At 30.9% G+C, this 23,473-nt stretch carries 25 protein-coding genes and 1 tRNA gene; 8 read left to right on the forward strand and 18 right to left on the reverse strand.

The genetic code is table 11. From position 1 onward, the window contains the following. Positions 1 to 41: 41 nt before the first annotated feature. Genes ACIJYF_RS05490 through ACIJYF_RS05510 form a run of 5 tightly spaced genes read right to left on the reverse strand, consistent with a single transcriptional unit; the run spans position 42 to position 4,907 of the window. Entirely contained in the window at positions 42 to 1,211 is a 1,170-nt protein-coding gene (locus tag ACIJYF_RS05490) for a DUF1501 domain-containing protein (RefSeq protein ID WP_435115855.1), read from the reverse strand. Beyond that, positions 1,208 to 1,966 carry a DUF1800 family protein gene (locus ACIJYF_RS05495; RefSeq protein WP_435115857.1) on the reverse strand — a complete coding sequence of 253 codons (759 nt, stop codon included), beginning with the start codon at positions 1,964 to 1,966 and terminating at the stop codon, positions 1,208 to 1,210. Before ACIJYF_RS05495 ends, ACIJYF_RS05490 begins: the two co-directional genes overlap by 4 nt. Then, complete coding sequence (locus tag ACIJYF_RS05500) at positions 1,921 to 2,652, reverse strand: DUF1800 family protein (protein WP_435115859.1); 732 nt, start codon at positions 2,650 to 2,652, stop codon at positions 1,921 to 1,923. Before ACIJYF_RS05500 ends, ACIJYF_RS05495 begins: the two co-directional genes overlap by 46 nt. A gap of 2 nt (positions 2,653 to 2,654) precedes the next feature. Next, positions 2,655 to 3,524, reverse strand: coding sequence for a glycosyltransferase (locus ACIJYF_RS05505; RefSeq protein WP_435115861.1), 870 nt, complete (start codon positions 3,522 to 3,524; stop codon positions 2,655 to 2,657). After that, positions 3,525 to 4,907, reverse strand: a complete 1,383-nt coding sequence (locus ACIJYF_RS05510; RefSeq protein ID WP_435115863.1) for a glycosyltransferase family 39 protein — start codon at positions 4,905 to 4,907, stop codon at positions 3,525 to 3,527. Between the two features lie 87 nt (positions 4,908 to 4,994). Between ACIJYF_RS05510 and ACIJYF_RS05515 the strand changes: the two genes are divergently transcribed. Continuing rightward, positions 4,995 to 5,516, forward strand: coding sequence for a TraR/DksA family transcriptional regulator (locus ACIJYF_RS05515; RefSeq protein ID WP_435115865.1), 522 nt, complete (start codon positions 4,995 to 4,997; stop codon positions 5,514 to 5,516). Between the two features lie 13 nt (positions 5,517 to 5,529). Here the strand turns inward: ACIJYF_RS05515 and ehuA are convergent, their stop codons facing one another. The 5 genes from ehuA to ACIJYF_RS05540 form a co-directional block, all read right to left on the reverse strand. Continuing rightward, positions 5,530 to 6,318, reverse strand: coding sequence for an ectoine/hydroxyectoine ABC transporter ATP-binding protein EhuA (gene ehuA, locus ACIJYF_RS05520; RefSeq protein ID WP_435115867.1), 789 nt, complete (start codon positions 6,316 to 6,318; stop codon positions 5,530 to 5,532). Positions 6,319 to 6,321: 3 nt separating this feature from the next. After that, the gene (gene ehuD / locus ACIJYF_RS05525) at positions 6,322 to 7,008 is read right to left on the reverse strand and encodes an ectoine/hydroxyectoine ABC transporter permease subunit EhuD (protein WP_435115869.1); all 687 of its coding nucleotides are present in this window, start codon (positions 7,006 to 7,008) and stop codon (positions 6,322 to 6,324) included. A 1-nt stretch (position 7,009) separates the two neighbouring features. Next, positions 7,010 to 7,681: an ectoine/hydroxyectoine ABC transporter permease subunit EhuC gene (gene ehuC, locus ACIJYF_RS05530; RefSeq protein ID WP_435115871.1), complete on the reverse strand. Its 672-nt coding sequence runs from the start codon at positions 7,679 to 7,681 to the stop codon at positions 7,010 to 7,012. Positions 7,682 to 7,756: 75 nt separating this feature from the next. After that, a complete protein-coding gene (locus ACIJYF_RS05535; protein ID WP_435115873.1) occupies positions 7,757 to 8,602 on the reverse strand; it encodes a transporter substrate-binding domain-containing protein in 846 nt (281 codons plus the stop codon). Positions 8,603 to 8,703: 101 nt separating this feature from the next. Next, the gene (locus ACIJYF_RS05540) at positions 8,704 to 9,489 is read right to left on the reverse strand and encodes an MOSC domain-containing protein (protein ID WP_435115875.1); all 786 of its coding nucleotides are present in this window, start codon (positions 9,487 to 9,489) and stop codon (positions 8,704 to 8,706) included. A gap of 19 nt (positions 9,490 to 9,508) precedes the next feature. Here ACIJYF_RS05540 and ACIJYF_RS05545 point away from each other — a divergent pair, with 19 nt between their 5' ends. From ACIJYF_RS05545 to ACIJYF_RS05555, 3 genes are read left to right on the forward strand one after another with little or no spacing between them, the layout of a single operon-like run. Then, a complete protein-coding gene (locus tag ACIJYF_RS05545; RefSeq protein ID WP_435115877.1) occupies positions 9,509 to 10,336 on the forward strand; it encodes a phytanoyl-CoA dioxygenase family protein in 828 nt (275 codons plus the stop codon). A 3-nt stretch (positions 10,337 to 10,339) separates the two neighbouring features. After that, positions 10,340 to 11,350: a Gfo/Idh/MocA family protein gene (locus ACIJYF_RS05550; protein ID WP_435115879.1), complete on the forward strand. Its 1,011-nt coding sequence runs from the start codon at positions 10,340 to 10,342 to the stop codon at positions 11,348 to 11,350. Further along, positions 11,347 to 12,426: a Gfo/Idh/MocA family protein gene (locus ACIJYF_RS05555; RefSeq protein ID WP_435115881.1), complete on the forward strand. Its 1,080-nt coding sequence runs from the start codon at positions 11,347 to 11,349 to the stop codon at positions 12,424 to 12,426. The genes ACIJYF_RS05550 and ACIJYF_RS05555 overlap by 4 nt, the downstream gene beginning before the upstream one ends. 5 nt (positions 12,427 to 12,431) lie before the next feature. On the opposite strand, the gene ACIJYF_RS05560 is transcribed toward ACIJYF_RS05555, so the two are convergent. From ACIJYF_RS05560 to ACIJYF_RS05580, 5 genes are all read right to left on the reverse strand, one after another. Then, positions 12,432 to 13,058 carry a glutathione S-transferase family protein gene (locus tag ACIJYF_RS05560; protein WP_435115883.1) on the reverse strand — a complete coding sequence of 209 codons (627 nt, stop codon included), beginning with the start codon at positions 13,056 to 13,058 and terminating at the stop codon, positions 12,432 to 12,434. Continuing rightward, positions 13,055 to 14,071 (reverse strand): NAD(P)/FAD-dependent oxidoreductase, encoded by a 1,017-nt coding sequence (locus ACIJYF_RS05565; RefSeq protein WP_435115885.1) that lies wholly within the window; start codon positions 14,069 to 14,071, stop codon positions 13,055 to 13,057. Before ACIJYF_RS05565 ends, ACIJYF_RS05560 begins: the two co-directional genes overlap by 4 nt. Next, positions 14,072 to 14,392: a 2Fe-2S iron-sulfur cluster-binding protein gene (locus ACIJYF_RS05570; RefSeq protein WP_435115887.1), complete on the reverse strand. Its 321-nt coding sequence runs from the start codon at positions 14,390 to 14,392 to the stop codon at positions 14,072 to 14,074. A 61-nt stretch (positions 14,393 to 14,453) separates the two neighbouring features. Further along, on the reverse strand, positions 14,454 to 15,455 hold the full coding sequence (locus ACIJYF_RS05575) for a fatty acid desaturase (protein WP_435115889.1): 1,002 nt from the start codon (positions 15,453 to 15,455) through the stop codon (positions 14,454 to 14,456). 77 nt (positions 15,456 to 15,532) lie between these two features. Then, complete coding sequence (locus ACIJYF_RS05580) at positions 15,533 to 16,300, reverse strand: bacteriorhodopsin-like (protein WP_435115891.1); 768 nt, start codon at positions 16,298 to 16,300, stop codon at positions 15,533 to 15,535. A gap of 214 nt (positions 16,301 to 16,514) precedes the next feature. On the opposite strand from ACIJYF_RS05580, the gene ACIJYF_RS05585 reads away from it, so the two are divergent. Both ACIJYF_RS05585 and ACIJYF_RS05590 read left to right on the forward strand, forming a co-directional pair. Beyond that, entirely contained in the window at positions 16,515 to 18,416 is a 1,902-nt protein-coding gene (locus tag ACIJYF_RS05585; RefSeq protein ID WP_435115893.1) for a propionyl-CoA synthetase, read from the forward strand. Next, complete coding sequence (locus ACIJYF_RS05590) at positions 18,409 to 18,741, forward strand: DMT family transporter (protein ID WP_435115895.1); 333 nt, start codon at positions 18,409 to 18,411, stop codon at positions 18,739 to 18,741. Before ACIJYF_RS05585 ends, ACIJYF_RS05590 begins: the two co-directional genes overlap by 8 nt. Here the strand turns inward: ACIJYF_RS05590 and ACIJYF_RS05595 are convergent. Continuing rightward, on the reverse strand, positions 18,734 to 20,041 hold the full coding sequence (locus tag ACIJYF_RS05595) for a dihydroorotase (RefSeq protein WP_435115897.1): 1,308 nt from the start codon (positions 20,039 to 20,041) through the stop codon (positions 18,734 to 18,736). The genes ACIJYF_RS05590 and ACIJYF_RS05595 overlap by 8 nt on opposite strands. A gap of 43 nt (positions 20,042 to 20,084) precedes the next feature. Here ACIJYF_RS05595 and ACIJYF_RS05600 point away from each other — a divergent pair, with 43 nt between their 5' ends. Then, the gene (locus ACIJYF_RS05600) at positions 20,085 to 20,975 is read left to right on the forward strand and encodes a YgfZ/GcvT domain-containing protein (RefSeq protein ID WP_435115899.1); all 891 of its coding nucleotides are present in this window, start codon (positions 20,085 to 20,087) and stop codon (positions 20,973 to 20,975) included. Positions 20,976 to 21,158: 183 nt separating this feature from the next. Here the strand turns inward: ACIJYF_RS05600 and ACIJYF_RS05605 are convergent, their stop codons facing one another. Together ACIJYF_RS05605 and ACIJYF_RS05610 are read right to left on the reverse strand one after the other, a co-directional pair. Further along, positions 21,159 to 22,286: a protein arginine N-methyltransferase gene (locus ACIJYF_RS05605; protein WP_435115901.1), complete on the reverse strand. Its 1,128-nt coding sequence runs from the start codon at positions 22,284 to 22,286 to the stop codon at positions 21,159 to 21,161. Positions 22,287 to 22,339: 53 nt separating this feature from the next. Beyond that, positions 22,340 to 22,425: transfer RNA gene (locus ACIJYF_RS05610), tRNA-Leu, on the reverse strand. A 55-nt stretch (positions 22,426 to 22,480) separates the two neighbouring features. On the opposite strand from ACIJYF_RS05610, the gene nadA reads away from it, so the two are divergent. Next, on the forward strand, positions 22,481 to 23,470 hold the full coding sequence (gene nadA / locus ACIJYF_RS05615; protein ID WP_435115903.1) for a quinolinate synthase NadA: 990 nt from the start codon (positions 22,481 to 22,483) through the stop codon (positions 23,468 to 23,470). Positions 23,471 to 23,473 lie beyond the last annotated feature (3 nt).

A 23,473-nucleotide genomic window follows, 5' to 3' on the forward strand; every position in this document is an offset into this window, starting at 1 on the left:
AGTACAGTCAAAATAAATAAAAACCAAAATAGGTCTATTTATCAAGCTTTAAAGAGTTTATCTGAGAGATTTTGTAGATCCTCACCCCAAAACACATCTTTTTGTATACGTTTGAAATCTAAATCAAACACTGTAGACATCGCTGATGCATAGACAGATCTTGCATCAATCGTAGCGTTAAGATCTCTTCCTTGATACAGTTCTTTCTTCTTTAGACCTGGCCAATCAGTATGAACTTGGCTTTTCTTTAACAGACCACCTGCCATAAATATTGCGGTTCCATAGCCATGCTCAGTTCCATTTCCACCGTTTTGTTTTATGGTTCTTCCAAACTCTGTAACGGTTAAAATGATTGTATCTTTATAAGCTTCTTGAAGATTGTCTTTTAGATTATTAATAATTTCATCCATTTCGACTAAACATTTTGTATGAGTTCCATCCACTCCTCCTTGAGCTGCATGAGTATCAAAACCATTAACTTCAAATACTGCAACTCTTGGACCATCTGATTTTCTCAAATATGTAGCTGCTTGTCTTGCAAGATTTTTATTTTTTCTTTTTCCACGACGATAGGAACCGCCGCCCATCATTTGTTCATCTTTTCTTTTTTTAATGAAGTCCATCATCTCGTAAAGCTCATCTTCTGAGCTTTCGGCATAAACTGATCTTAAAAGATCCAAAGTGTCTTTCTGTGGAAGTTTTCCATCTGCTGGAAAATAGTTGTTATTTTTTGGAATACCTCTAAGCAATAATGGCATTGGTAATGATAGTGCTAATCCATCACCCTGTAGTTTTGCTAGCTTCATTGCTCTTCCAACCCATCCTGTTTTTTCTTGGTAGGCAATTTTTCCACCTGACTCCATTAAATTTTGGCCTTCAAAATGTGATCTTTGCGTGTAGGGAATACTAGTTGCATGAACTATTGATCCTGTATTATCATTCCAACATTTATTAAATCCTATTAATCTTGGATGCAAAGCAAAATCAGAATTAAGTTTTATTGTATCTTCAATTAAGATATTTTTTCGTCTTTTTTCAAAATTTTTGTCTCCAATTATAGGTACCGCACAAAGACCATCCATACCTCCACGTAACATAATTACCACTAAGTTCTTTTTTTTGGATGATGAAGCTAAAGCTGGAAGATTAAATCCTGCTAAAAATAAAGTTGTAGCTGTACCTTTTAAAAAATCTCTTCTTGATATCTTCATGCTCTTAATACCTCTGGTAGATTGAATAATATCATGTGTTTTTCCTCATTACTTTTAGCTTTTGTGACTATCTTTAATATTTTATCTGGATTATCAAAATTAGCTCTGATGATTTTTTCATGAATAGTATCGTCTATTTGATCCTTTATTTTATACTGATGAAAAGCTTCTTTTGCATACATTAATCTTCTTATAATTAATTCAGTCGATAACCAATCAGTTGAAATGTCAGAATATCCGTTAGGCTGTTTGGCTTTATAAGGATGATAACCTATATTTTCTAATCGCCAGTCAGGCTCTCTTATGTCTTGGCTAACAAGAATTCCCAATTTAAATCTATCCATCTTTTTTTCAGTTATTGGATAGGCATACGAGGCCCCTGACATATTAATTGTTTGCAGCCACCAATTTTCAGGATTTTGAAATTTTTTGTATTTATTATTATATTCAAATGCTACTTTGATTGCAGCTTTGTGAACTTCAGGTAGATGTCCATCTGATTGTTCCCATGCTTTAATAATTGGAGCAATCATTTGTTTTGTAGGATGATCAGTTATTAAATATCTGCAAAGTTTTGTTGCAATAAATTCTCGACATGAAGGATGATTTACCAAATCTTTGATAATAATTTTTAAACCTTTTTTTCCTGCTTTATACTCTTTACCAAAAACAGTTTTTTTGCCTGGTTCATGTCTCTTACTCTCAAATCTTACATCATGACCATGATCTTTTTTTTTGTAAATTTGGGTCTCCATCCTGACATTATTTTTGCCAACTCTATGATATCCTCTTGAGTATAGCCCGCTTTGGGTGAAACAGTGTGAAGTTCTAGTAATTCTCTTGCGTGATTTTCATTGATTGTTGCAGGTTCATTTTCTTTCTTTCGCCAATCTTCTTTTCCACTTATAGATTTAGGGCCTACATTATCTTTATTATCCAAATGCATCATCATTGGCCAAGCAATAGTTGCACTATAAACCATTGTTTCAAAAGTTTTATCCATGTTAGCTCTTATAAATTCTCGATGATAAGCTCCAGTAGAAAACTCTGGCAAAGATTGGGTGTCACTTATTGTAAAATGATTTGTCCAGAAGTACCAAAGTTTTGCCAAAACTGGATTATCACTTCTGATACCCTCAGCGTGTCTCATGCAAATCTCATTTGTGGGCCAATATCTTGCTCCAGTATCATTTTCTAATTGCTTTTCAGCTCTTCTTAAGCCATCTGGGTCATTTTTAAATTTTTTTCTTAAAGTTGTGTTTTCTTCAACCCTTTGGGTAATCCAATATTTTCTCATTTCTTTTTCAGAGTAAATATTTTTACCCTTCCAATTTAATTCTGGAATTGTCTCCACTTGTTTTTGAGCCCAGGTTAATGGATCTAATGGAGCTTTCTCTCCTGGTTTTAAACCAAAAGCAACTTTTCTAAAAAAGTTTTTCATTCTTAATTTATAGTATCTATATTGTGAATATTTTCCAACGATTTATCAAGTTCTTCTAAATTTTCTCTTAAAGCTAAATTAGAAATTGAATAAATCATTACTAATAATAAAAATAAAGGAATTGAGGTGATAATTGACGCATTACTTTTTATTAGCAGAATATAAAAAACTATAAAAAAAGCTGATCGAATTAAAACTGTTTTTCTAAAAACACTTATAATCGAAAGGGAATGTTTTAATAAATTAAAAAAACTCATCTTAGAGGGACCAAAATATCTGGTGCCTCTAATAGATGGAATGGATAATAAATCTTTTTCTATTTTTTTTAATGATCCTGAAAAACTATTCCACGTTGCTTTTTCTTTAAGCATTTTTTCAATAGTTGATTTTGATAAACAGGTAAAATTTCCAAATCTAATAGATTGGCCAGTAAATGCTAAAGTTAAAAATTTATGAAATTGATAACAAAACTTAAAGAATAAACTTTCAGATCTTTTAACTCTTTCACCTACTATCGATTGATCATTTGATTGTTCTGCAAGTTGTATAAAGTTTTTAATCTCCTCTGGCCGATCTTCACCATCACCGTCCATTGGTATTACATAATCAAATTCTTTTTTTTCATAAATATATTTAAGTCCAGACGCAATACATCTTGTATGCCCTCTGTTTTCTTTCATATTGATGATTTCAAAAGAATTAATATTTTCTAAGTTTTGATAAGTGTCTTTTATTTGCTGAGAGGAAGCGTCATTTATAACAACAACTGACACTTCAGAATTCAAATCTTTTACTTCAAAATTAATATTTTCGATTAATTTTTTTAAAGACTCCCTGTCATTATAAATTGGGATTAATAATATAATTTTCATTTACCTTCTTAACCCAATCATACAAATACCTTGCTTGTCAATTTTCCCAAATTCCCCAGGGCATAAATTTTTCAATACTTCTGGATTACCCACATATATCAAGCCACCAGAAGGATCTAATCTATCTACCTTTCCATCAATACTAAGAAACCATTTTGGCCTATCCCTTAAATGATAAGATAAATTACCTGCATGCCATTCATCACCCACGACATACATGATTTCATTTGAAAAATTTTTGGCCCATCTTCTATCAATAAGATCTGCAATATCTTTTCCAAAGTAGTCAGTTCTTTTGTTGTCTGCTGAAAGAGAAATGTAAGCATAAAGTGAAGGGCTTAATAAAAACAAGAATAAAAAAGCAAAAGTAAATTTTTTAAGTTTTTTGATGTTTATTTCTGATTTCAGCAAATAAATAAATAAAGTGCCAAAAAATAAATAAAATGGTGTCATCCACATTGTTCTAATCTTAGAACCTGTAACCACTGATGTTACAAACATAAACAGTATTGGTAAAATGTTAATCGCTAATAAAAACAATAATTTTTTATCTTTTAAATTAAATTTAAATTTGATTTTTTTTACTAATAACCAAATTAAAATTAAGAATGGAATTAATAATCCGATTTGTTTTATTAAAAAAATAAGTGGAAATTTAATATGATCAATTAAACTAGATTGCTCTAATCCAGTTCTAGCAAGTCCATAAGTGATAGTAATAAAATCATTGTTATTGAGCCAAATTAAATGAGGAACTAAAATAATTAAAAATATTTCAACAGTTATTAAATATTTAAAATAAAATTTTCTTTCTCTCTTCATAAAAATTAAATAAATAAACAAAAGATCAATTGAGACTAAAAGATAAACAAATAAATATTTTGATAAAAATCCAAATGCCGCAAATAATCCAACTAAAAAACAATCAGAAAATTTAATTTCTTTACTGGAATAAATTTTCCATGAAAAATAAACAGTCAATGACCAAAATGGTAGTTGGCAAACATTCACGTTAAATTCGGGAGTTGTAAAATTATAAAAATAAATTGCTTCAATGGTTAAAACTGAAATTAATCCCAGTAAATCATTATTAAAAAATTCTTTGGAAAATTTAAAAACATAATAAAAAGAAGTAATTACAAATATTTGACTAAGCAAATAATAAGCCCAATCTTGAGATCCAAAAATTTGAAAAAAAACTTCTGGAAAAAATGCACTCATTGGAGGATGTTTGTTAAATCCCCAATCTAAATTACTTCCCCAAGCTAAGGCTTCGATGGTATCTAATGGTAAATTTTGGTTGGTTAGTGATGGTACTATAGTCCAAAATATAAGATGCAAAGTAATATAAATATAAAATATATTGTTGGTATTTTTACTCATAATGGTCATTTGTAAATATTTATAACAATTACGCTTGCTTGACACCTTTAATTTGCTGAATATACTCCGGAAATTCAAATTTTAACTATGCCTAAGACTACTAAAGTTAAGAAAAAAGTTACCAAAGCAAAAGCTAAAGTTACAAAGCCAAAAACAAAAACTTTAGCTAAAACAAAGGTCGCTGCAAAAACTACTATTAAAATTTCTAAAACTTACGTTCCAAAAGACACTGAAAAATATATGTGTGAAAAACATAAAGTATTTTTTAGAATGAGATTAACTGAATGGAAAAAAGAATTGGTTAAAGCCAATAATGAGGCACTTTACTTTGGAAGTATGGACGATAATAGCATTTCTGCTGATGTAGTAGATCAAGCAAGTTCGTACACTGATAAAAATGTAGAAATGAAAGCTATTAATAGACAAATTAAATTAATTTCTGAAATTGATAAAGCGCTTGCAAGAATTAGAGAAGATATTTACGGATATTGTTTAGATACAGCTGAGCCGATTGGATTAAAAAGATTAATTGCCAGACCTGTTGCAAAATACACTATTGCAGCTCAAGAAAAACATGAAAAAAATGAAAAAGTTCATGCAGATGATTAATTAAAATATCTACTTAGTTTGCATCAAGAACGGCATGTAAAAATTGCTTAGTTCTTTCATTTTGAGGGTCGCCAAATAACTTTTCTGGTGGACCTTGTTCAAAAATTTTACCTTCATTAAAAAAGCAAACTCTATCTGATATTTCTCTAGCAAACCCCATCTGATGAGTAACCATTATCATGGTTAAACTATGCTCTTTATTAAGAGATCTAATGACGTTTAAAACTTCTCCAACCACTTCAGGGTCTAGTGCAGAGGTGATTTCATCTAAAAGCATTACCTTGGGTCTCATTGCAAGTGCTCTTGCAATTGCAACACGTTGTTGCTGACCACCAGACAATCTACTTGGGTGCTGATCTTTTTTATCAGTTAAACCAACTAATTCTAATAATTCTAAAGCTCTTTCTTCTGCCTCTTCTTTTTTCATTCCTAACACTTCAATTGGAGCTTCAATGCAATTTTGTAACGCAGTCATATGTGGAAACAAATTAAATTGTTGAAAGACCATCCCAATTTTAGATCTTCTTTCTCTTAAATACTTTTCACTAGCCTCAATCAAACTACCATCTTTATCTATATGAGTTAAAGGTTCTCCATCAAGATGGATTACTCCTTGATTAATTTTCTCAAGTGTCATTAATACTCGAAGAACTGTTGTTTTACCTGAGCCAGATGGGCCTATGATTGAAACCATCTCATTTTTTTTAATTTCTAAATTTAATTTATCTAAAACAACTAAATCACCGTATTGTTTTGTGACATCTGAAAATTTTACAATTATTTCTGAAGATTCTTTTTCCATATATTAAAGTTGTTCTTTCTTTATTTTTCCTTGAGCTAGATTAACATTTTTTTCAATTTTTCTAATCCAAATTGCAGCTGGAATAGATAGAGTTAAAAATATGATACCCACTATAGTATATGGCTCTAAATAACGGTAGTGATATCCACCAACTGCTGTTGCTGCATGAAATAATTCTGCAACCCCGATGGTTGAAAGTAATGGTGTGTCTTTAAAAATCCCTACTAAGTAATTTCCCATTCCTGGAATAGCTATTGGAAATGCCTGTGGTAACACAATTTTTCTGTAGGTATAAAAAGTTGAGAAGTTTAAAGCTCTGCATGCTTCCCATTGTGTTCTGGGCACTCCTTCAAGCGCACCTCTATACACTTCAGATAAATATGTTCCAAAATGAAGACCAATTGTAATCATTCCACATACCCAAGCAGATAAAGTAATTCCAAATTGAGGAAGTACAAAATAGACAAAGAATAACTGAATAAGTAGAGGTGTTGATCTAATAAATTCAACAATTTCTCTATTGATCACATTGACTAATTTAATTGGAGTTCTTTGACCTAATAAAAATAATAAGCCTACGATTGTAGCAATTGCGTAACCAATTCCTGCAGCCAAAATTGTATTTAAAGTTGCCAATAACATTTGAGGCAATATCTCAATTGCAAAATCCCATCTCCATTCTGCATTCATATTATTTTATTTCCTTTCCAACTTTTCTTGCAGCAACAACCTCTAACCATCGTAGAAATGGGACAAGAAAAAATCTTGAGATAATATAATAGATTAAAAGTGCAGTGCCAAAACATTGTGCTGAAAGCCAAGTAATTGCATTTATTTGTTTGGCCTCAAAAGTTAAATCAACAACAGTTACTAGTGCCACCAACGCTGTTGCCTTTAAAAGTTCTACAGTTAAATTTGCAGCTGGAGGCAATATGATTGGAAAAATTTGAGGTATAATTATATTTTTCATTCTTTTAGTAGGTGTAAAATTAAGAGCAAAAGCAGCTTCCCATTGACCTTTTGGAACTGCTAAAATTCCACCTCTAACAATTTCTGCTCCATAAGCACCAAAATTCATTCCAATTGCAACAACTCCTGCGGTAAATGCTTCTAGTGATATGCCAAAGAAAGGTAGCACATAATAAAACCAAAACAATTGAACGAGTAGTGATGTACCTCTAAAAAATTCTATATAAACAGTTGCTACACCTTGAATAATTGGATTTTTTGATATTCTCATCAAACCAAAAATAATTGAAATAATTACATAAAGAATAGTTGCACAAATTAATACTTTAACTGTAGTTACAGTTCCTAGTAACATTGTCGGACCATGTTCAGATAAAAATGCTAGATATGACAATTGAAAACCTATTATAAAGTTTAAAAAAATCAGGCGATCTTACTTATCGCCTGATTAAATATTTTTTAAGTATTATTACTTAGTTGAACAAGCCCACTCAGTACTCATTGAAGGAGGAGGTAATTGAGCTTTATCGTATCCATATTTACCAGCTCTCTCTAACATTTTTCCTGGGTTAGCCATAACCTTAGCTAATGCTTTATTAAAGTTATCTCTAAATTCAACATCAGTTTTTCTAAAACCAATACCAACTACGTTTAAAGTTTCTTTAGGCATTAATTTAGGATCAGTTACTTCAAATGCACCACCTGTTTTTTCTTCATGCTCTTTAGCACCAAAGAAAGTTTGCACAGCAACATCTGCTCTTCCAGCTTTCATTGCAGCAAGAATTCCAACTTCACCTTCAACTAACATCATTTGACTTTCTGGAACACCATATTTCTTAGCAGCTTCAACTGTGTTGAAACCAGCACCAGTCACAAGTTTTGCACCAGTACTAATTACATCTGCATAATTATTGATATTTTTTGGGTTTCCTTTTGGTACTAGCATTGCATCACCAAAAACACCAATTGGATCTGAGAAATTCATGTTTGCACATCTACTTTTCAAAATGTACATACCACCAGTTACCATGTCTGATCTATTGGCGTTAATTCCTGGAATTAATCCTGACCATTCAAATACTTTAGTTTCATGCTCTGTTATTCCCATTTCTTCAAGAACTGTTAAAGCAATCATGTTTACAAACCCTAAAGCTTCACCATTATCTCCTGCATAAGCCCAAGGCACTGCAGTTCCAAAACCAAGTCTTAATTTGTGACCATCTTTTAATCTGTCAGTTAAAGTTGCAGCATTAACTGAAGAAATGCTAAAAAAGATTACAAGAAAAACTGAAATTGATTTAATTAATTTATTCATTGTCTCTCCTCATTATTGATTTAATAAAAATTAAGTTAACAAGAATTTTTAACAGGTGCAAATTTTTTAAAGTAACAGACAACTTAAGATTGAATTCATAATTAGAAACTAACTTGATTTCCAGTTGATATATCACCACCATCTAGTGCAGTTAAATAAATTCCCATATCAAAATGGTTATAATTTTTTTTCAATAATTGAAGTAAATTAAAAGAATTGTCATCTGATTGGGGTTTTAAATTAATAGCCACACATCTTGGAATATTTTTTTCAACTTTAAACGAAACATTGTTTATTTTGATGGTTTTTCCGATCCACTCTCTCTCTTTCCAAGGTTCTATTCCATCAATACAAATATTTCCTCTAAATATTGAAGACTCAATCTTCTTATCAACTTTCTTCTCAAAATCATTAATACTTTCAATATTTAAAAGTGAAACAGAATTCACAAAATCAACTTTTTTTGAAATAGAAGTGTCAAAAAAAGGAAATTCATTATTTTTCATTAAAGTTATTGGTTGCTTTAAAGAACTTTCTAATTCTGAAATTTTATTTGAAAGTGCTTCTCTATCGCTTGATTGATTTATATTAATAGACATAATCTCTTTGTCTTTTAATGTTAATGTTAATTTTTCATCTTTAGATATAAAATTATATTTATTTAAAGCTGGTGAATTTTTAAGAGTTAAGACTTTATTCCACTTACCTTTTCTTTCTGCTGGACTTTTTTCAAATAATTTTGCTTGTTCTAAATCTAAATCTTTGGCAAAAGCAAAAATTCTATCTCCAATAATTCCTATATTTTTTTTAATTTTACAATTTTCAATTGATTGAAACGAAACAGATTTAACTGGGCAATAATTTATTGAAGTAATTTTAGCACTCATATAATGTTTTTAAAATAATATGACTTATCTTTCATCAAATCAACTTAAACAGTATGAGGATGAAGGATTTGTTTCTCCAATAAATATTTTTTCTAAAGACAAAACAAAAGAGATAAGAAATGAAATTGAACTTATTGAAAAAGAAATGCCTGGTGAGTTGGATAAATCTGGAAGATATAATGCTCATTTAATTTCACCTTTGCTAGATGAGATTACACATAATCCTAAAATATTAGATGCTGTTCAAAGTTTAATTGGTGAAAATATACTTGTTTGTGGAACAACTCTTTTTATCAAAAATCCTAATGAAAAAGGTTTTGTAAGTTATCATCAAGATGCAAAATATATAGGTTTAGAGCCACTCAATTGGGTAACTGCATGGGTTGCAATAACTGACTCAAATGAACATAACGGATGTATGAGAATGTGGTCAGGTTCTCACAAAGATAATCTAAAAGAACATGAACAAATGTTTAATGAAGGAAATTTATTAACTAGGGGTCAAACTGTTAACAACGTACCAAAAGAAAAAACTACGCCTCTAATACTTGAAGCGGGTCAAATGTCTCTACACCACCCTACGATTGTTCATGGTTCAGATTTGAATAAAAGTGATGATCGAAGAATAGGTTTTGTTATTCAAAGCTACATAGGAAGTAATGTCAAACAAGTGTTGGGGAAAAATGGAGTTCAATTAGCTAGAGGAAAAGATAACTATAATTTTCATGAAACAATTGGAAGACCAAAATCATTGATGGATAAAAATGATCTTAAAATAAAAAAAAAAGAAAATGATAATCTTCAAGAAATTTTTTATAAAGGTTCTTCAAAAAAAGGGAATTACTAATTAATGAAAACATCTTTAAATTTAGCAGTACTAGGAATTGATCACGGTCATATCTTTGACATGCTAGATGAAATGATCAAAGAAGGTTGTAATTGCAATTATTTTTGGACAGAAGGCTCACCCTTAACATTAAAAGAGTTCAATAAAAAATATCCAAATATAAAAAGGGTAGAAAATAAGAGTGATATTTTAAAAGATAATTCAATAGATATGGTTTTAATCTCTTCTATCCCTAAAGATAGAGCGGATCTTTCAATTGAAGTGTTAAATTCAAGTAAAGATGTAATGGTAGATAAACCAGGATGCACCACATTAAATCAACTAGAAGATTTAAAACGAACAGTAAAAAAAACAGGAAAAATTTGGTCGGTAAATTTTTCAGAACGATTTCATATTGCAGCAGTTGCTAAAGCTGAAGAGCTCGTTGCAGAGGGTAAAATTGGTAAAGTTAAACAAACCATTGGTACTGGTCCTCACAGACAAGGAAATTATGAAAGACCAGATTGGTTTTATGATCGTCAAAGCTATGGTGGAATAATTTCAGATATAGGCTCTCATCAAATTCATCAATTTTTAATATTTACAAATTCTAATGAAGCTAAAATCAATCATGCTCTTGTGGAAAACACAACAAAACAGGACAAACCTGGCTTCCAAGATTTTGGTGAAGTTAATTTAACTGGAAATCAAGGACATGGTTACATTAGACTAGATTGGTTCACTCCAGATGCTCTTCCAACCTGGGGTGATGGAAGATTATTAATATTAGGTGATAAAGGTTATATAGAAATCAGAAAGTATACAGATCTAGCAAAATCAGAAAAAGGTAATCATTTATATTTAGCAAATAATGAGGAAGTTAAATACATTGATTGCTCTAACGTTCAACTGCCCTACTTTAGAAATTTAATCAATGATGTAATTAATAGAACTGAAACTGCTTGCCCACAGGAATTAACTTATCTGTCGATGGAACTTGCAATTAAAGCTCAAATACAAGCAGAAAAAAAATGAAAAAATATCAAGTAGCAATTATTGGAACCAATATAGGTGCAAAACATTATGAGGATTTTCAAAAAATTTCAGACAAATTTAATGTGCATACAATTTGTGGACTAACAACTGAGCCTATTGAAAAAATACTACCAGCTAATTCTGATACTAAAATTTCACTTGATTTTGAAGATGTATTAAAAATAAAAGAGATTGATATTGTGGATATATGTCTTCCACCTCATTTACATTTTTCTGCATGTAAAAAAGCACTTGAGGCAGGCAAACATGTGATTTGTGAAAAACCACTAGTATCAAGCCTGGAAGAAATAGATGAACTTAAAGAAATAAGTAATAAAACTGGAAAGATAATTTTTCCAGTTTTTCAGTATCGATATGGACCAGGGTTTTCTAAGTTAAAAGCATTAATTAAATCAGGACTTGCTGGAAAACCTTTGGTTGCTTCTTTAGAAACTCATTGGAATAGAGGTAAAGAATATTACTCAAAAGCTTGGAGAGGAACTTGGAAAGGTGAACAAGGAGGAGCAATTTTAAGTCATTCAATTCATATTCATGATCTTATCACAATGATATTTGGACCTGTTTCAAGTATATACGCAAAACTATCAACTAGGGTAAATGATATTGAAGTAGAAGATTGTGCTGCCCTATCAATTGAAATGAGTAATGGTGCTTTAGTTACAAGTTCAATTACACTAGGTGCTGCAGAGGATGTTAGTAGAATTAAAATCTGCTTTAGCAATCTAACGGTGGAGTCAGCTGGCTCACCTGATAAACCTTATAATCCAGCTGATGATGAGTGGAGATTTTTAGCAAGAGAGCCAGTAACCCAAAATCAAATTGATGAAGTTTTATCAAAGGTTAAGCTTTCAAAATCTTGGTATACAGGAATGTTTGAGGAAATTGCAAATAAATTAGAGGACCTTAGTAGTGACGAAGTCACATTATCAGATGCGCGTCAGTCTTTAGAATTTGTTACTGCAGTTTATGACTCCTCCCAACAAGGAAAAAATATATATCTGCCAATTAAGAGAGAAAATCCGCTTTACAAATCTTGGATCCCAAAAAATAAATAAAATTTTTAAATTTTTGGAATTTGACTATCTATCTTATAAAGATCGTATCCTTTAATCACTGCTTCACGTTCTGCAATTTCTAAATACCATCTAGATAAATTTTGGTAATTTTTTAAGCCAATATCGTGCCATTCATGTCTTGCAAACCATGGCCAAGTTGCAATATCTGCAATTGTATATTTCTCCCCAGCTAAAAATTTAGTGTCTTTTAATCTGTTGTCTAATTCTTGATATATTCTCTTGGCAATTTTGAAATATCTTTCTTCACCAAATTCACTTTTACCTGGATTATAATGATGAAATTGATGATGTTGACCTATCATTGGGCCAATAGTTCCCATTTGAGCCATTAGCCACTGATTTATTTTCAATCTATCTTGTTGATCATAAAACTTTCCACTTTTTTCACCTAAGTACATAAGAATTGCTCCTGACTCAAAAATACTTTCATTATTTTCATGATCGGTAATTACTGGAATTTTACTAAATGGACTTAACTTCACAAACTCAGGTTTAAATTGTTCATCTTTGCTGATGTCTACTTTGGTAACTTTATAATCGTAACCAATTTCTTCAAGCATGATAGAAATTTTTTTACCATTTGGGGTGTCAGCTGTAAAAAGCTCAATCACTCTTTAACACCAAGTCGATTTTTAATAGTTTTTGATGAAGTAGTAAATTCAAATCTATATTTTTCATCAGGTCTAGCTAATTTAAAACAAGCTCTTGCAGCTAGTGCTCCTTCATGAAAACCAGATAAAATAAGTTTTAGTTTACCCGGGTAATTACATATATCTCCAACCGCATAAATACCTTTTTGATTGGTTTCAAATTTTTCAGTATCAACTTCAATGGTTTTTTTATCGATATTGAGCCCCCAATTTGCAATAGGTCCTAATTGCATTATTAACCCAAAAAAACCTAAAGCAAAATCGGTCTCAATATTTTTAATCTCTCCATCGTCATGTTTGATATCAATGCTCTCTAAATTATTTTCGCCATTAGCATTTGCTAATTGATACTTTGTATAAAGATTAATTGTGCCAGATTTTGTAAGTTCATGCACTTTATCTACGGTTGATTGAGCACCTCTAAAATCGTCTCTTCTATGTATTAAATTTACTTTAGAATTTTTTGATAATTCAACAGCCCAATCTAATGCGCTATCTCCACCACCAAAAATAGATACTGTTTTACCTTCAAATATTTTTTTATCTTTAATTGAATATAAAATAGATTGATTTTCAAATTTTTCACATTCTTTTGGTGCAAATTTTCGTGGTTCAAAAGAGCCAACTCCGCCCGCAATAATTACATTAGGTGTTGAAAAAGTTTTTCCTGCATTAGTTTTTACTAACCAGGTATCGTTTTCTTTTTTTACCTCATCAACTCTTTCACTAAGATGTATTGGGATATTAAAAGCTTTTATTTGGTTAATTAAATTATTAGTTAATTCTTCGCCGGTACATTCAGGAACTGCTGGAATATCATATATCGGTTTATCAGGATAAAGCTCAATACATTGTCCACCAATTTTATCTAGGTTGTCGACTATTTCACAACTTAAACCAATTAACTTTAGCTGATGAGCTGTAAAAAGTCCTGTTGGACCAGCTCCAATAATTAATGCGTCTGTGTTAATCATTTATGCTTGCTTTGATGGAATATTAACTACTAGTCCATCTAATTCGTCAGATACTGTTAACTGACAACTCAATCTACTATTTTTTTTTGGTTCAAATGCCATATCCAACATATCTTCTTCACCATCCTCTTTTGCTGGAAGTTTATCAAACCATTCATCGTTGACATAAACATGGCAAGTAGCACACGCCATTCCACCCCCACAATCAGCATCAATTCCTGGAATATCGTTTTGAACTGCACCTTCCATAACAGTGAGTCCATTTTGAACATCGATTGTGTGAGTTTTATTATCGTGAGTATTATAAGTAATTTTTGCCATGAGCTATATATAGTTTTTAATTTAGATAGAACAAGTCAGTATAATCATACTAAGTCTATTTTTAGACATTTTGTAATTGAGGTATATCTTTTTTTATAAAATAACTCGCATCTTCTCTTTGTTTAATCAACGCTGGTATAATTTCTTTGTATGCGTCTATCAGTCCATAGTTTGGTTCTGGTAATTGATCTTTTATATGATGATGAAGTTTATCTAGATTGTAGGATGGAACGGTTGGAAACATATGATGTGTTAAATGATATTCCATTTTCCAATATAAAAAACTTAGTATTGGATTTAAGTACATTTCTCTTGTTGAAAATCTATGATCTTTTATATTTCTTGCAAGTCCTGCGTGCTGAGTAAAGGCAACAAGTTTGTGTAAAGTTTTTCCATAAAATTGTGGAAGTACAAAATAAAGTAATGGCATCCAAGAAGAAGCAATTATTGACCATAAAATAATTAACAACCAAATTGCAACATAAATTCTTGAACTTAAAATTACTTTTGCTTGTGCTTTTTCAGGAATACAGTCTTCCATTACTCTTGTTTTAACTCCAAGTGCATGCTGAATAATTTCAAATGAAATATGTTTTTTAAAAAATATTAAATCTAAAAAAGGAATTAAACTTATAATTAATCCTTTTGGAGTGTCTTTTAAATTATTTCCATATTCAATTTCATAATCAAAAGGATTTTCAGTCGAATAAGTATTACCGTGATGAACAAAATGAGTGTGTCTCCATCTTATTGGTTCAAAATTCGCCATAAAAGATGAAATATAATAAAAAATTTCATTTAATAATTTTGATTGAAAGGCAGTTTTATGACCCGTCTCATGCCACAATGGATTTGAAAATGAATAGATGTTGCCATACACCAAAAACCAAAACACCGACCACCAGGTTCCCCAAGTTAAATATGCTAAACTTCCAGTTACAATTAATAAACCAAAAAAAAGAGAGACGTGTTGAAAACCTTTAATGTCAGATTTTTTTGAAAGTTCTTTAAGTACTTCAATATCGATTTTACACTTGTGCCATTTATCTAGTTTAACATCCATAGCATAAATTATTGTAGGCAAAAAAAAAGGGCAAGAACAAAAATGTCCTTGCCCTTTAATTTAAATTTTAAGTAAAACTACTTAGCTCTACCAGGTTGTTGCATTGCTGCTGCCCAAATGATCAGACCGAAAGCGATCTTGTTCAAGAAGTCAGCTGCGTTGTAAATCACGTTAAGTGAGTTAGCGTCTACTCCACCTGTTAGGTAACCAAAAATGTAACCTAATGGGTAAATAGCCCAACCTACAGTAACGATCATTCTCATTGCACCAAAAGCAGTTACAAGTGCTTTGTTACCACTTTTCGCTGCTCTCTTACCTGCTTCACCTGAGAATACTTCATAAAGAATGTATACCCAACCAGCCATACCGATAATGAAACCAAGTGTAGCGTTGATGTATCCTGCTTCTCCTAAGTATCCACCTACTAGCATTACTAATGTACCAAGCATCAATCTCCAGAAAATTCCTGAATCTGCTTTGTTTACTGCTGATAGAACAAAATAGAATTCTAACATTAGTAATGGCACTGTAATTAACCAGTCAATGTATCTGTAAACAGTTGGTGAGTCACCAGTCATGATCCATACATCTCTCATGTACATGTAGTGTACGAATGCAATACCAGTTACTAGACCAGCAACTGTCATTGAAACTCTCCAACCAGCTGGAACTGAACTTCTTTCTAAGAAAAAGAATACAGTAGCAGCTAAACAAGCCATTGATACTAACCAAAATGAAATACCTACGAAATCATCTTGAGCTAACATCACTGTCTCTGCGTTTGCAACACCTGTAACACCCATTAGGGCTACAGCTGTAAGCACAAACAATTTAAGTTTTTTCATAAAAAACTCCCTCTTTAGTTAGTTTTTATTTATTTAGTTTATATAAACTAGATTAGAGTTACCCCTAATCAAGATTTTGCGTTAAATAACAAATAAATTTAGATTAATGAAGAGTTAATTGTCACTAATAAACATTGATTTTACTTATTTTTTAAAATTAAATACAATTTATAAGTTAAAAACCAATTTTTTTTTAAAAAACGAATCAAATTTTATGTCAGAAAAATTTAAGGAAATTTATGATCAATCGATAAATAATCCTGAAAAATTTTGGCAAGAAGCTTCGAATGATATTTTTTGGTTCAAAAAACCAACTAAAATTTTAAATAAATCTAATCCTCCATTTTATAAATGGTTCGAAGATGGGGTCACTAATACATGTTACAACGCTTTAGACATTCATATTGATCAAGGTAGAGGAAAAAAGACAGCACTAATTTACGATAGCCCCATCACAGGAAACAAAAGTCAATTTAGTTACGAAGAATTAAAATCTAAAGTTTCAAAATTTGCAGGAGCTCTGAAAGATCAAGGTATCGTTAAGGGAGATCGAATAATTATTTATATGCCAATGATCCCTGAAGCAGTGGTTGCAATGCTAGCTTGTGCCAGAATTGGCGCGATCCATTCCGTGGTCTTTGGTGGCTTTGCCTCAAGCGAACTTGCAAGCAGAATAGATGATAGTAAAGCAAAATTACTAGTTACCGCTTCTTGTGGTTTTGAACCTGGAAGAACAGTTGAATACAAGCCTCTTGTAGATGAAGCAATTAACCTTGCTAATCATAAAATTAGTAAAATGATTTTATTTCAACGACCAGGTCATGAAGTAAAATTGAATGCTCCAATTGAAGTTAGCTGGGATGAAGTTGCCTCAAATGCGTCTGATGCTGATTGTGTTGAGATGAATTCAAATGAACTTTCTTATATTTTGTATACATCTGGAACAACCGGAACTCCTAAAGGGATAGTCAGAGATATTGGAGGTCATATAGTTGCACTAAAATGGACTATGAAAAATATCTATAATATTGATACTGATGATATTTGGTGGTCAGCTAGTGATATTGGTTGGATCGTTGGACACTCTTATATTGTCTACGCTCCATTATTTAAAGGATGTACTACTGTTCTATTTGAAGGAAAGCCAGTTGGCACCCCTGATGCTGGAGCATTCTGGAAAATCATATCAGACTATAAGGTTAAGTCTCTATTTACTGCACCTACTGCTTTTAGGGCAATTAAGAAAGAGGATCCAGAAGGTAAGTTTTTTTCAAAATATGATTTAAGCAGTTTTGAAAGCTTATTCCTTGCTGGAGAAAGAGCAGATCCAGATACTATTAAATGGGCTGAAAATTTACTCAAAGTTCCAGTGATTGATCACTGGTGGCAGACAGAAACTAGTTGGGCAATTAGCTCTAATTGCACTGGAATTGAGATGATGGAAACTAAATATGGTTCGGCTTGTAAAGCTGTACCTGGTTATGATGTAAAAATTATTAAACCTGATCAAACGTTAGCAAAACCAAATGAAATGGGAGACATTGTCGTAAAACTTCCACTTCCACCAGGTACCTTTCCAACATTATGGAATGCAGATCAAAGATATAAAGATAATTATATGACTAATTACGAAGGATATTACCAAACTTATGATGCAGGTCACATTGATGATGATGGTTACATTTGGATCATGTCAAGAACAGATGACATTATCAATGTTGCAGGGCACAGATTATCAACAGGAGCCATTGAAGAAGTATTATCTGAACATCAATCAGTTGCTGAGTGTGCAGTTCTTGGTATTGCAGATAAATTAAAAGGACAACTTCCTATTGGACTTGTTGTTTTAAAATCTGGAGTGGATAAAGATAATCAAACAATTTCTAAAGAGTGTGTAAAAATGGTTAGAGATAAAATTGGCCCTGTTGCGGCATTTAAAGTTGTAATTGTTATTAAAAGATTACCCAAAACAAGGTCAGGAAAAATTTTAAGAGGAACTATTAGAAAAATTGCAGATAACGTAGAGTATAAAGTGCCACCAACAATTGATGATCCAGCGATTCTAACTGAGATTAAAGAAGATTTAATTAAACATAAAATTATAAATAATGATTAAGACATATTTATTTCTTGCAGGTGCAGTATTTTGTGAAGTTGCAGGAACAATGCTTTTGCCAGCTTCTCAAAACTTTACAAAACTAGTTCCAACCGCTGCTCTTTCATTTTTTTACCTATGTGCATTTTATCTATTAACTTTTGTAGTGAACAAACTTCCAATTGCGATCGTTTATGCAACATGGAGTGGTCTTGGAATTTTTACCATTGCTATAATGGGCTATATTTTCTTCAAACAAACCTTGGCTTGGCAAGCTGTTTTAGGATTATTTTTAATTGTTTTTGGAGTAATTCTTGTAAATAGTTTTACAGGAAAAGTTAGCTAAATTTTAAAGGTGTTCCATCTGGATCACCTAAAATTTTACCCTCTTGCATTTTAATATTTCCAGCAATTATTGTATGGGTTGGTGTTCCTTTAAATTTATCTCCATTAAATGGAGTCCATCCACATTTGCTCTCAATATTTTCATTTTTAATTTCAATTGTCTTATTCATATCAACAATTGTAAAGTCAGCATCATAACCTTCTTTAATAAAACCTTTGTTTTGAATTCCAAAAATCTTAACTGGATTTTCACATACTAAATTCATTAGTTGATTAAGAGAAAGCTTTCCATCGTTAACATGATTAAGCATAATTGGCATTAAGGTTTGAACTCCAGGCATACCTGATGGTGAGTTAGGATAATTTTTTTCTTTATTCGCTTTTAAATGAGGCGCATGATCTGAGCCTATTGTGTCATTAAAATTATTTCTAACTCCATACCATAATCTATCATAATGAGATTTATCTCTTAGGGGAGGATTCATTTGAGCATAAGTTCCAAGTTTGTCATAACAATCCGGCGCATAAATTGTTAAATGCTGTGGAGTTATCTCAAAAGTAATATTACCTTTATGTTGAGATAAAAAATCAATCTCTTCTTTTGTTGTTATATGAAGAATATGTGCTTTTTTCTTATGTCTTTCTGCAATTCTAACAATTCGTCTTGTTGAGGATATTGCGCATTCTGCACTTCTCCAAACAGGATGGGAATGAACATCACCATCTTTGATTAATTTTTTATTAACATTTAAAATTGCTTCATCTTCAGAGTGAACCGCAACAACTTTTGAACTATTTTGAAAAACCTTATCAATATCATCTTCCTCCGCAACCAAAAGGTTTCCAGTTGAAGACCCTGCAAAAAGTTTAATTCCACAACAACCCTCTAAATCTTTTAAACTTGCTAAATCATTTGCATTGTCAGCAGTTGCACCAAAATAAAATGCATAATTGCAATACATTCTATTTTTTGCGAGGTCCAATTTTCTTTGAAATTCTTTCATATTAGAAGTTGGTGGATTAGTGTTAGGCATTTCAAATACACTGGTAATTCCTCCAGCAATTGCAGCTCTACTTCCAGAATGCAAATCTTCAGTATCAGTTGACCCTGGTTCTCTAAAATGCGTTTGAGTATCTATACATCCTGGTAAAACAGTTTGGCCTTGAGCATTAACTGTTTCCTTAGCGTCATCTGAAATTTGACCAATTTGATGAATTTTACCATCTTTAATAGCAACATCTACATCTTTCAATTCACCATCAATATAACATTTTCCGTTTTTAATTATTAGATCTAACATTTATGAAAAAAGTAATTATATTAAAATCATCAATCAATCAAATATGAATATTAAAAACGTATATATTTTGGATGACAGAGCCATCCTTTACTTAAACGGTGAAGATACAAAAGAGTTTTTACAAAATTTGATTAGTAACGATATTAACAAAGTAAGTGAAACTAATACGTGTTTTACTTCTTTACTATCTCCTCAGGGTAAATTTTTATATGAGTTTATTATTATCAAACATAAATCTGGTTATTTAATTGATTGTGAAAAATCTCAATCAGATGGATTATATAAGCAATTAAGTATTTACAAACTAAGATCAAAAGTTGAAATTCTAAATCTTAGTAATGAATTTGTGGTTGCTGCTTTTTCTCATGAAAAATTCCTAACTTTTGAAGAAGCACAAGATATTTCTGGGTTTACTTTAAAATATAGAGAAGATCCTATTTTTTTAGATCCAAGAAATAAACAATTAGGAGCAAGATTAATTATCAATTTAGAAAAACTTTATTTATCTCTAAAAAAATTAGATTTGCATGATACAAATATAGATGAATATCAATCATTTAGTCATAAACTTGGAATAGTACCAAAGGATTTAAATAAATTGCAAAATAAATTATTTGGTATTGAGTGCAATTATGAAGAATTAAATGGAATTGATTTTAAAAAAGGTTGCTATGTTGGGCAAGAAAATACAGCTAGAATAAAATTAAAAAATAAGCTTTCAAAAAGATTATTGCCAATAAATATTGTTAAAGGTGAATTAACTGAAGGTGAAAGTATTTATTATAATGATAATGAAATTGGCAAAGTATTAATAGATAAACAATATCCATTTGCTTTAATTAAATACTTAGATGAAAATTTTAATGGAAAATCTGATTTTAATACAAAAGAAGCTTCAATAAAAATTGAAAAGCCTGATTGGATAAAAAACTAATCTATTATTTAAATAAATAAAAAATCACAAGAATTATTAGTATTATGATAATCCAAATAGTTAAATTTTTTAGAAATTACTTTAGTTTAGAATTTGATTGCAAAAAACCTGGAATGACTAAAAGTAAAACTCCAACCATAAATATGACTGAAAGTAATTTATACATTTAAATATTCTTAATTTTTAAAAACATTTAAATATTGAGTCTACACAACAAGTGATATTAGTTCCAAAAAAATCAAGATAAAACTGATCAGCTTTATATTTATCGTCTTTACCATTCACAAACTGTTTAATTGTATTTCCCTTGCTCCCACTATCTTCAATTATCAAGTAATCATTTTTATTCGGATGCGTATTAAAAAAATTTAGAACATTCAATATATTTGTATGTGCATCTTCTATTAATATTTTTTTTCCTTTAAGCTTTTCCCAAGACACAGCTTTTTTTAAATCTTCTATATTGTTTAAGTCTTGTTTTAAAAAAGTAACGTTCGGATGCTTTAATTCTGGTTTGTGAATATCTAAACTAAAAATGTGTGTATTTAAATCTAAAGCCTTAGCGATGTCAGCTAACCAAATAGCACTTCCACCTAATCCAGAGCCTAATTCTATAATTATATCAGGCTTTATTTCTTCTATAATCATCATATAAATATTTAAATCGAAAGTAGTTTTAAAAATAGGTATATCTTTCCATTTTATAAGCGAATGAGTGCCTTGTGATGCCAATAATGGTAAACCTTCAAATGATCGATTATTTAAAAAGGATTTAGATATTCTTAATCTATCAGAGTGTGTAATAAATCTATTCTGTCTTGAATTTTGACTATTCAAGAAAATATCACAATAATCAGTTTCTGAATTTTTATCTTTAAGCAAATGTCTTAATGTAGCGTTATCAAAAAATGTTGGGACATCATTCTGTTTTTTTAATTTTTTTATTAATTGAGGTATTAATTTATCTAAATCAGCTTTTGTTTGTACTGACGAGGATTTTAATCTTAAAAATTCTTCATAATGTTTCCAGGAATTGTCCAAATCACCTAAAGCACTATAACATACTCTTAAATTTTTATGCACTTCAGGATTATTTGGATTAATTGCGATAACTTTTTTAAAAAATTCTATACTTTTTTTTAAATCACCAAGTTGAAAATGAATAACAGCAAGTTTATTCAATGAGTCTAAATGTTTAGGAAAGGTATCTAGCACCTGGTTATAAAGATCTTTAGCAACTGTTAAATTATTTTTGAGAAGATTTTTATCAGCATTTAAAATTATATTTTTTAAGCTGCTTTTGCTTTTCATAAATATACAATTTATCATGTTTTTAAATCAAACTATACTGTTAAAATGAAGTTTGGTGCGGTCGGAGAGACTCGAACTCTCATGGACTAGGTCCACACGGCCCTCAACCGTGCCTGTCTACCAATTTCAGCACGACCGCAGTATGTGTCATAATAAATGAATGACAACTATCTTTCAAATTGGTAAATAACATCATGGAATTTACCCAAGAAGTACAAAAAGCTACAGATCCTATTTATCAAAAAATTTCTAGAGTAATGCCAGAGATTGAATGGTCTGTGCATGCTCCTTACATTCACAAGATTAACGAACTTAAAAAGAAAAAGAATGCAGTAATACTTGCTCATAACTATCAAACACCTGAAATTTATCATGGGGTTGCAGACTTTGCTGCTGACTCTCTTGCTTTAGCAATTGAAGCATCAAAAACATCTGCTGATATAATTTTAATGGCCGGTGTTCATTTTATGGCTGAGACTGCAAAATTAATGAGCCCAGATAAAAAAGTTATTTTACCAGATATGGATGCTGGTTGCTCCTTGTCATCTTCAATTACTGGAAAAGATGTGAGATTATTAAAAGAAAAGTACCCAGGGGTGCCAGTTGTATCTTATGTTAACACATCAGCAGAAGTAAAAGCTGAAACAGATGTTTGTTGCACATCAGCAAATGCTGTTAAAATTGTAAAATCTCTTGGTGTTAAAAAAGTAATATTTTTACCAGATGATTATCTTGCAAAATATGTTGCATCACAAACAGATGTAGAAATCATCTCTTGGAAAGGGATATGTATAGTCCATGATCAGTTTAATGAAAAAGAAATACACGATATAAGAAAAAATAATCCAGGCATAAAAATTATTGCACATCCAGAATGTCCTCCAGATGTTATTAAAGCAAGTGACTTTGCGGGATCAACTTCTGGTATGATTAAATACGTTCAAGATAACCAGCCAAAAAAAGTTATGATGGTTACCGAATGTTCAATGAGTGACAATATTCAAGTCGAAAATCCAAATGTTGATTTTATAAAACCATGCAATATGTGTCCTCACATGAAAAAAATTACACTTCCAAAAATATTAGATTGTCTTGAAAATGAAACTGGTGAAATAATTATGGATAAAGAGACAATTGACAAAGCTAGAATATCAGTTGAAAAAATGGCAGCTATTGGCAGATAATTA

The organism is Candidatus Pelagibacter bacterium nBUS_49, from assembly GCF_051200925.1.
GTDB lineage: Bacteria > Pseudomonadota > Alphaproteobacteria > Pelagibacterales > Pelagibacteraceae > Pelagibacter.

Coding starts and splice junctions, on each gene's coding strand:
- ACIJYF_RS05490 (WP_435115855.1), bottom strand. CDS start 1,211: ATGAAGATATCAAGAAGAGATTTTTTAAAAGGTACAGCTACAACTTTA.
- ACIJYF_RS05495 (WP_435115857.1), bottom strand. CDS start 1,966: ATGGAGACCCAAATTTACAAAAAAAAAGATCATGGTCATGATGTAAGA.
- ACIJYF_RS05500 (WP_435115859.1), bottom strand. CDS start 2,652: ATGAAAAACTTTTTTAGAAAAGTTGCTTTTGGTTTAAAACCAGGAGAG.
- ACIJYF_RS05505 (WP_435115861.1), bottom strand. CDS start 3,524: ATGAAAATTATATTATTAATCCCAATTTATAATGACAGGGAGTCTTTA.
- ACIJYF_RS05510 (WP_435115863.1), bottom strand. CDS start 4,907: ATGAGTAAAAATACCAACAATATATTTTATATTTATATTACTTTGCAT.
- ACIJYF_RS05515 (WP_435115865.1), top strand. CDS start 4,995: ATGCCTAAGACTACTAAAGTTAAGAAAAAAGTTACCAAAGCAAAAGCT.
- ehuA (WP_435115867.1), bottom strand. CDS start 6,318: ATGGAAAAAGAATCTTCAGAAATAATTGTAAAATTTTCAGATGTCACA.
- ehuD (WP_435115869.1), bottom strand. CDS start 7,008: ATGAATGCAGAATGGAGATGGGATTTTGCAATTGAGATATTGCCTCAA.
- ACIJYF_RS05535 (WP_435115873.1), bottom strand. CDS start 8,602: ATGAATAAATTAATTAAATCAATTTCAGTTTTTCTTGTAATCTTTTTT.
- ACIJYF_RS05540 (WP_435115875.1), bottom strand. CDS start 9,489: ATGAGTGCTAAAATTACTTCAATAAATTATTGCCCAGTTAAATCTGTT.
- ACIJYF_RS05545 (WP_435115877.1), top strand. CDS start 9,509: ATGACTTATCTTTCATCAAATCAACTTAAACAGTATGAGGATGAAGGA.
- ACIJYF_RS05550 (WP_435115879.1), top strand. CDS start 10,340: ATGAAAACATCTTTAAATTTAGCAGTACTAGGAATTGATCACGGTCAT.
- ACIJYF_RS05555 (WP_435115881.1), top strand. CDS start 11,347: ATGAAAAAATATCAAGTAGCAATTATTGGAACCAATATAGGTGCAAAA.
- ACIJYF_RS05565 (WP_435115885.1), bottom strand. CDS start 14,071: ATGATTAACACAGACGCATTAATTATTGGAGCTGGTCCAACAGGACTT.
- ACIJYF_RS05570 (WP_435115887.1), bottom strand. CDS start 14,392: ATGGCAAAAATTACTTATAATACTCACGATAATAAAACTCACACAATC.
- ACIJYF_RS05575 (WP_435115889.1), bottom strand. CDS start 15,455: ATGGATGTTAAACTAGATAAATGGCACAAGTGTAAAATCGATATTGAA.
- ACIJYF_RS05580 (WP_435115891.1), bottom strand. CDS start 16,300: ATGAAAAAACTTAAATTGTTTGTGCTTACAGCTGTAGCCCTAATGGGT.
- ACIJYF_RS05585 (WP_435115893.1), top strand. CDS start 16,515: ATGTCAGAAAAATTTAAGGAAATTTATGATCAATCGATAAATAATCCT.
- ACIJYF_RS05590 (WP_435115895.1), top strand. CDS start 18,409: ATGATTAAGACATATTTATTTCTTGCAGGTGCAGTATTTTGTGAAGTT.
- ACIJYF_RS05595 (WP_435115897.1), bottom strand. CDS start 20,041: ATGTTAGATCTAATAATTAAAAACGGAAAATGTTATATTGATGGTGAA.
- ACIJYF_RS05600 (WP_435115899.1), top strand. CDS start 20,085: ATGAATATTAAAAACGTATATATTTTGGATGACAGAGCCATCCTTTAC.
- ACIJYF_RS05605 (WP_435115901.1), bottom strand. CDS start 22,286: ATGAAAAGCAAAAGCAGCTTAAAAAATATAATTTTAAATGCTGATAAA.
- nadA (WP_435115903.1), top strand. CDS start 22,481: ATGGAATTTACCCAAGAAGTACAAAAAGCTACAGATCCTATTTATCAA.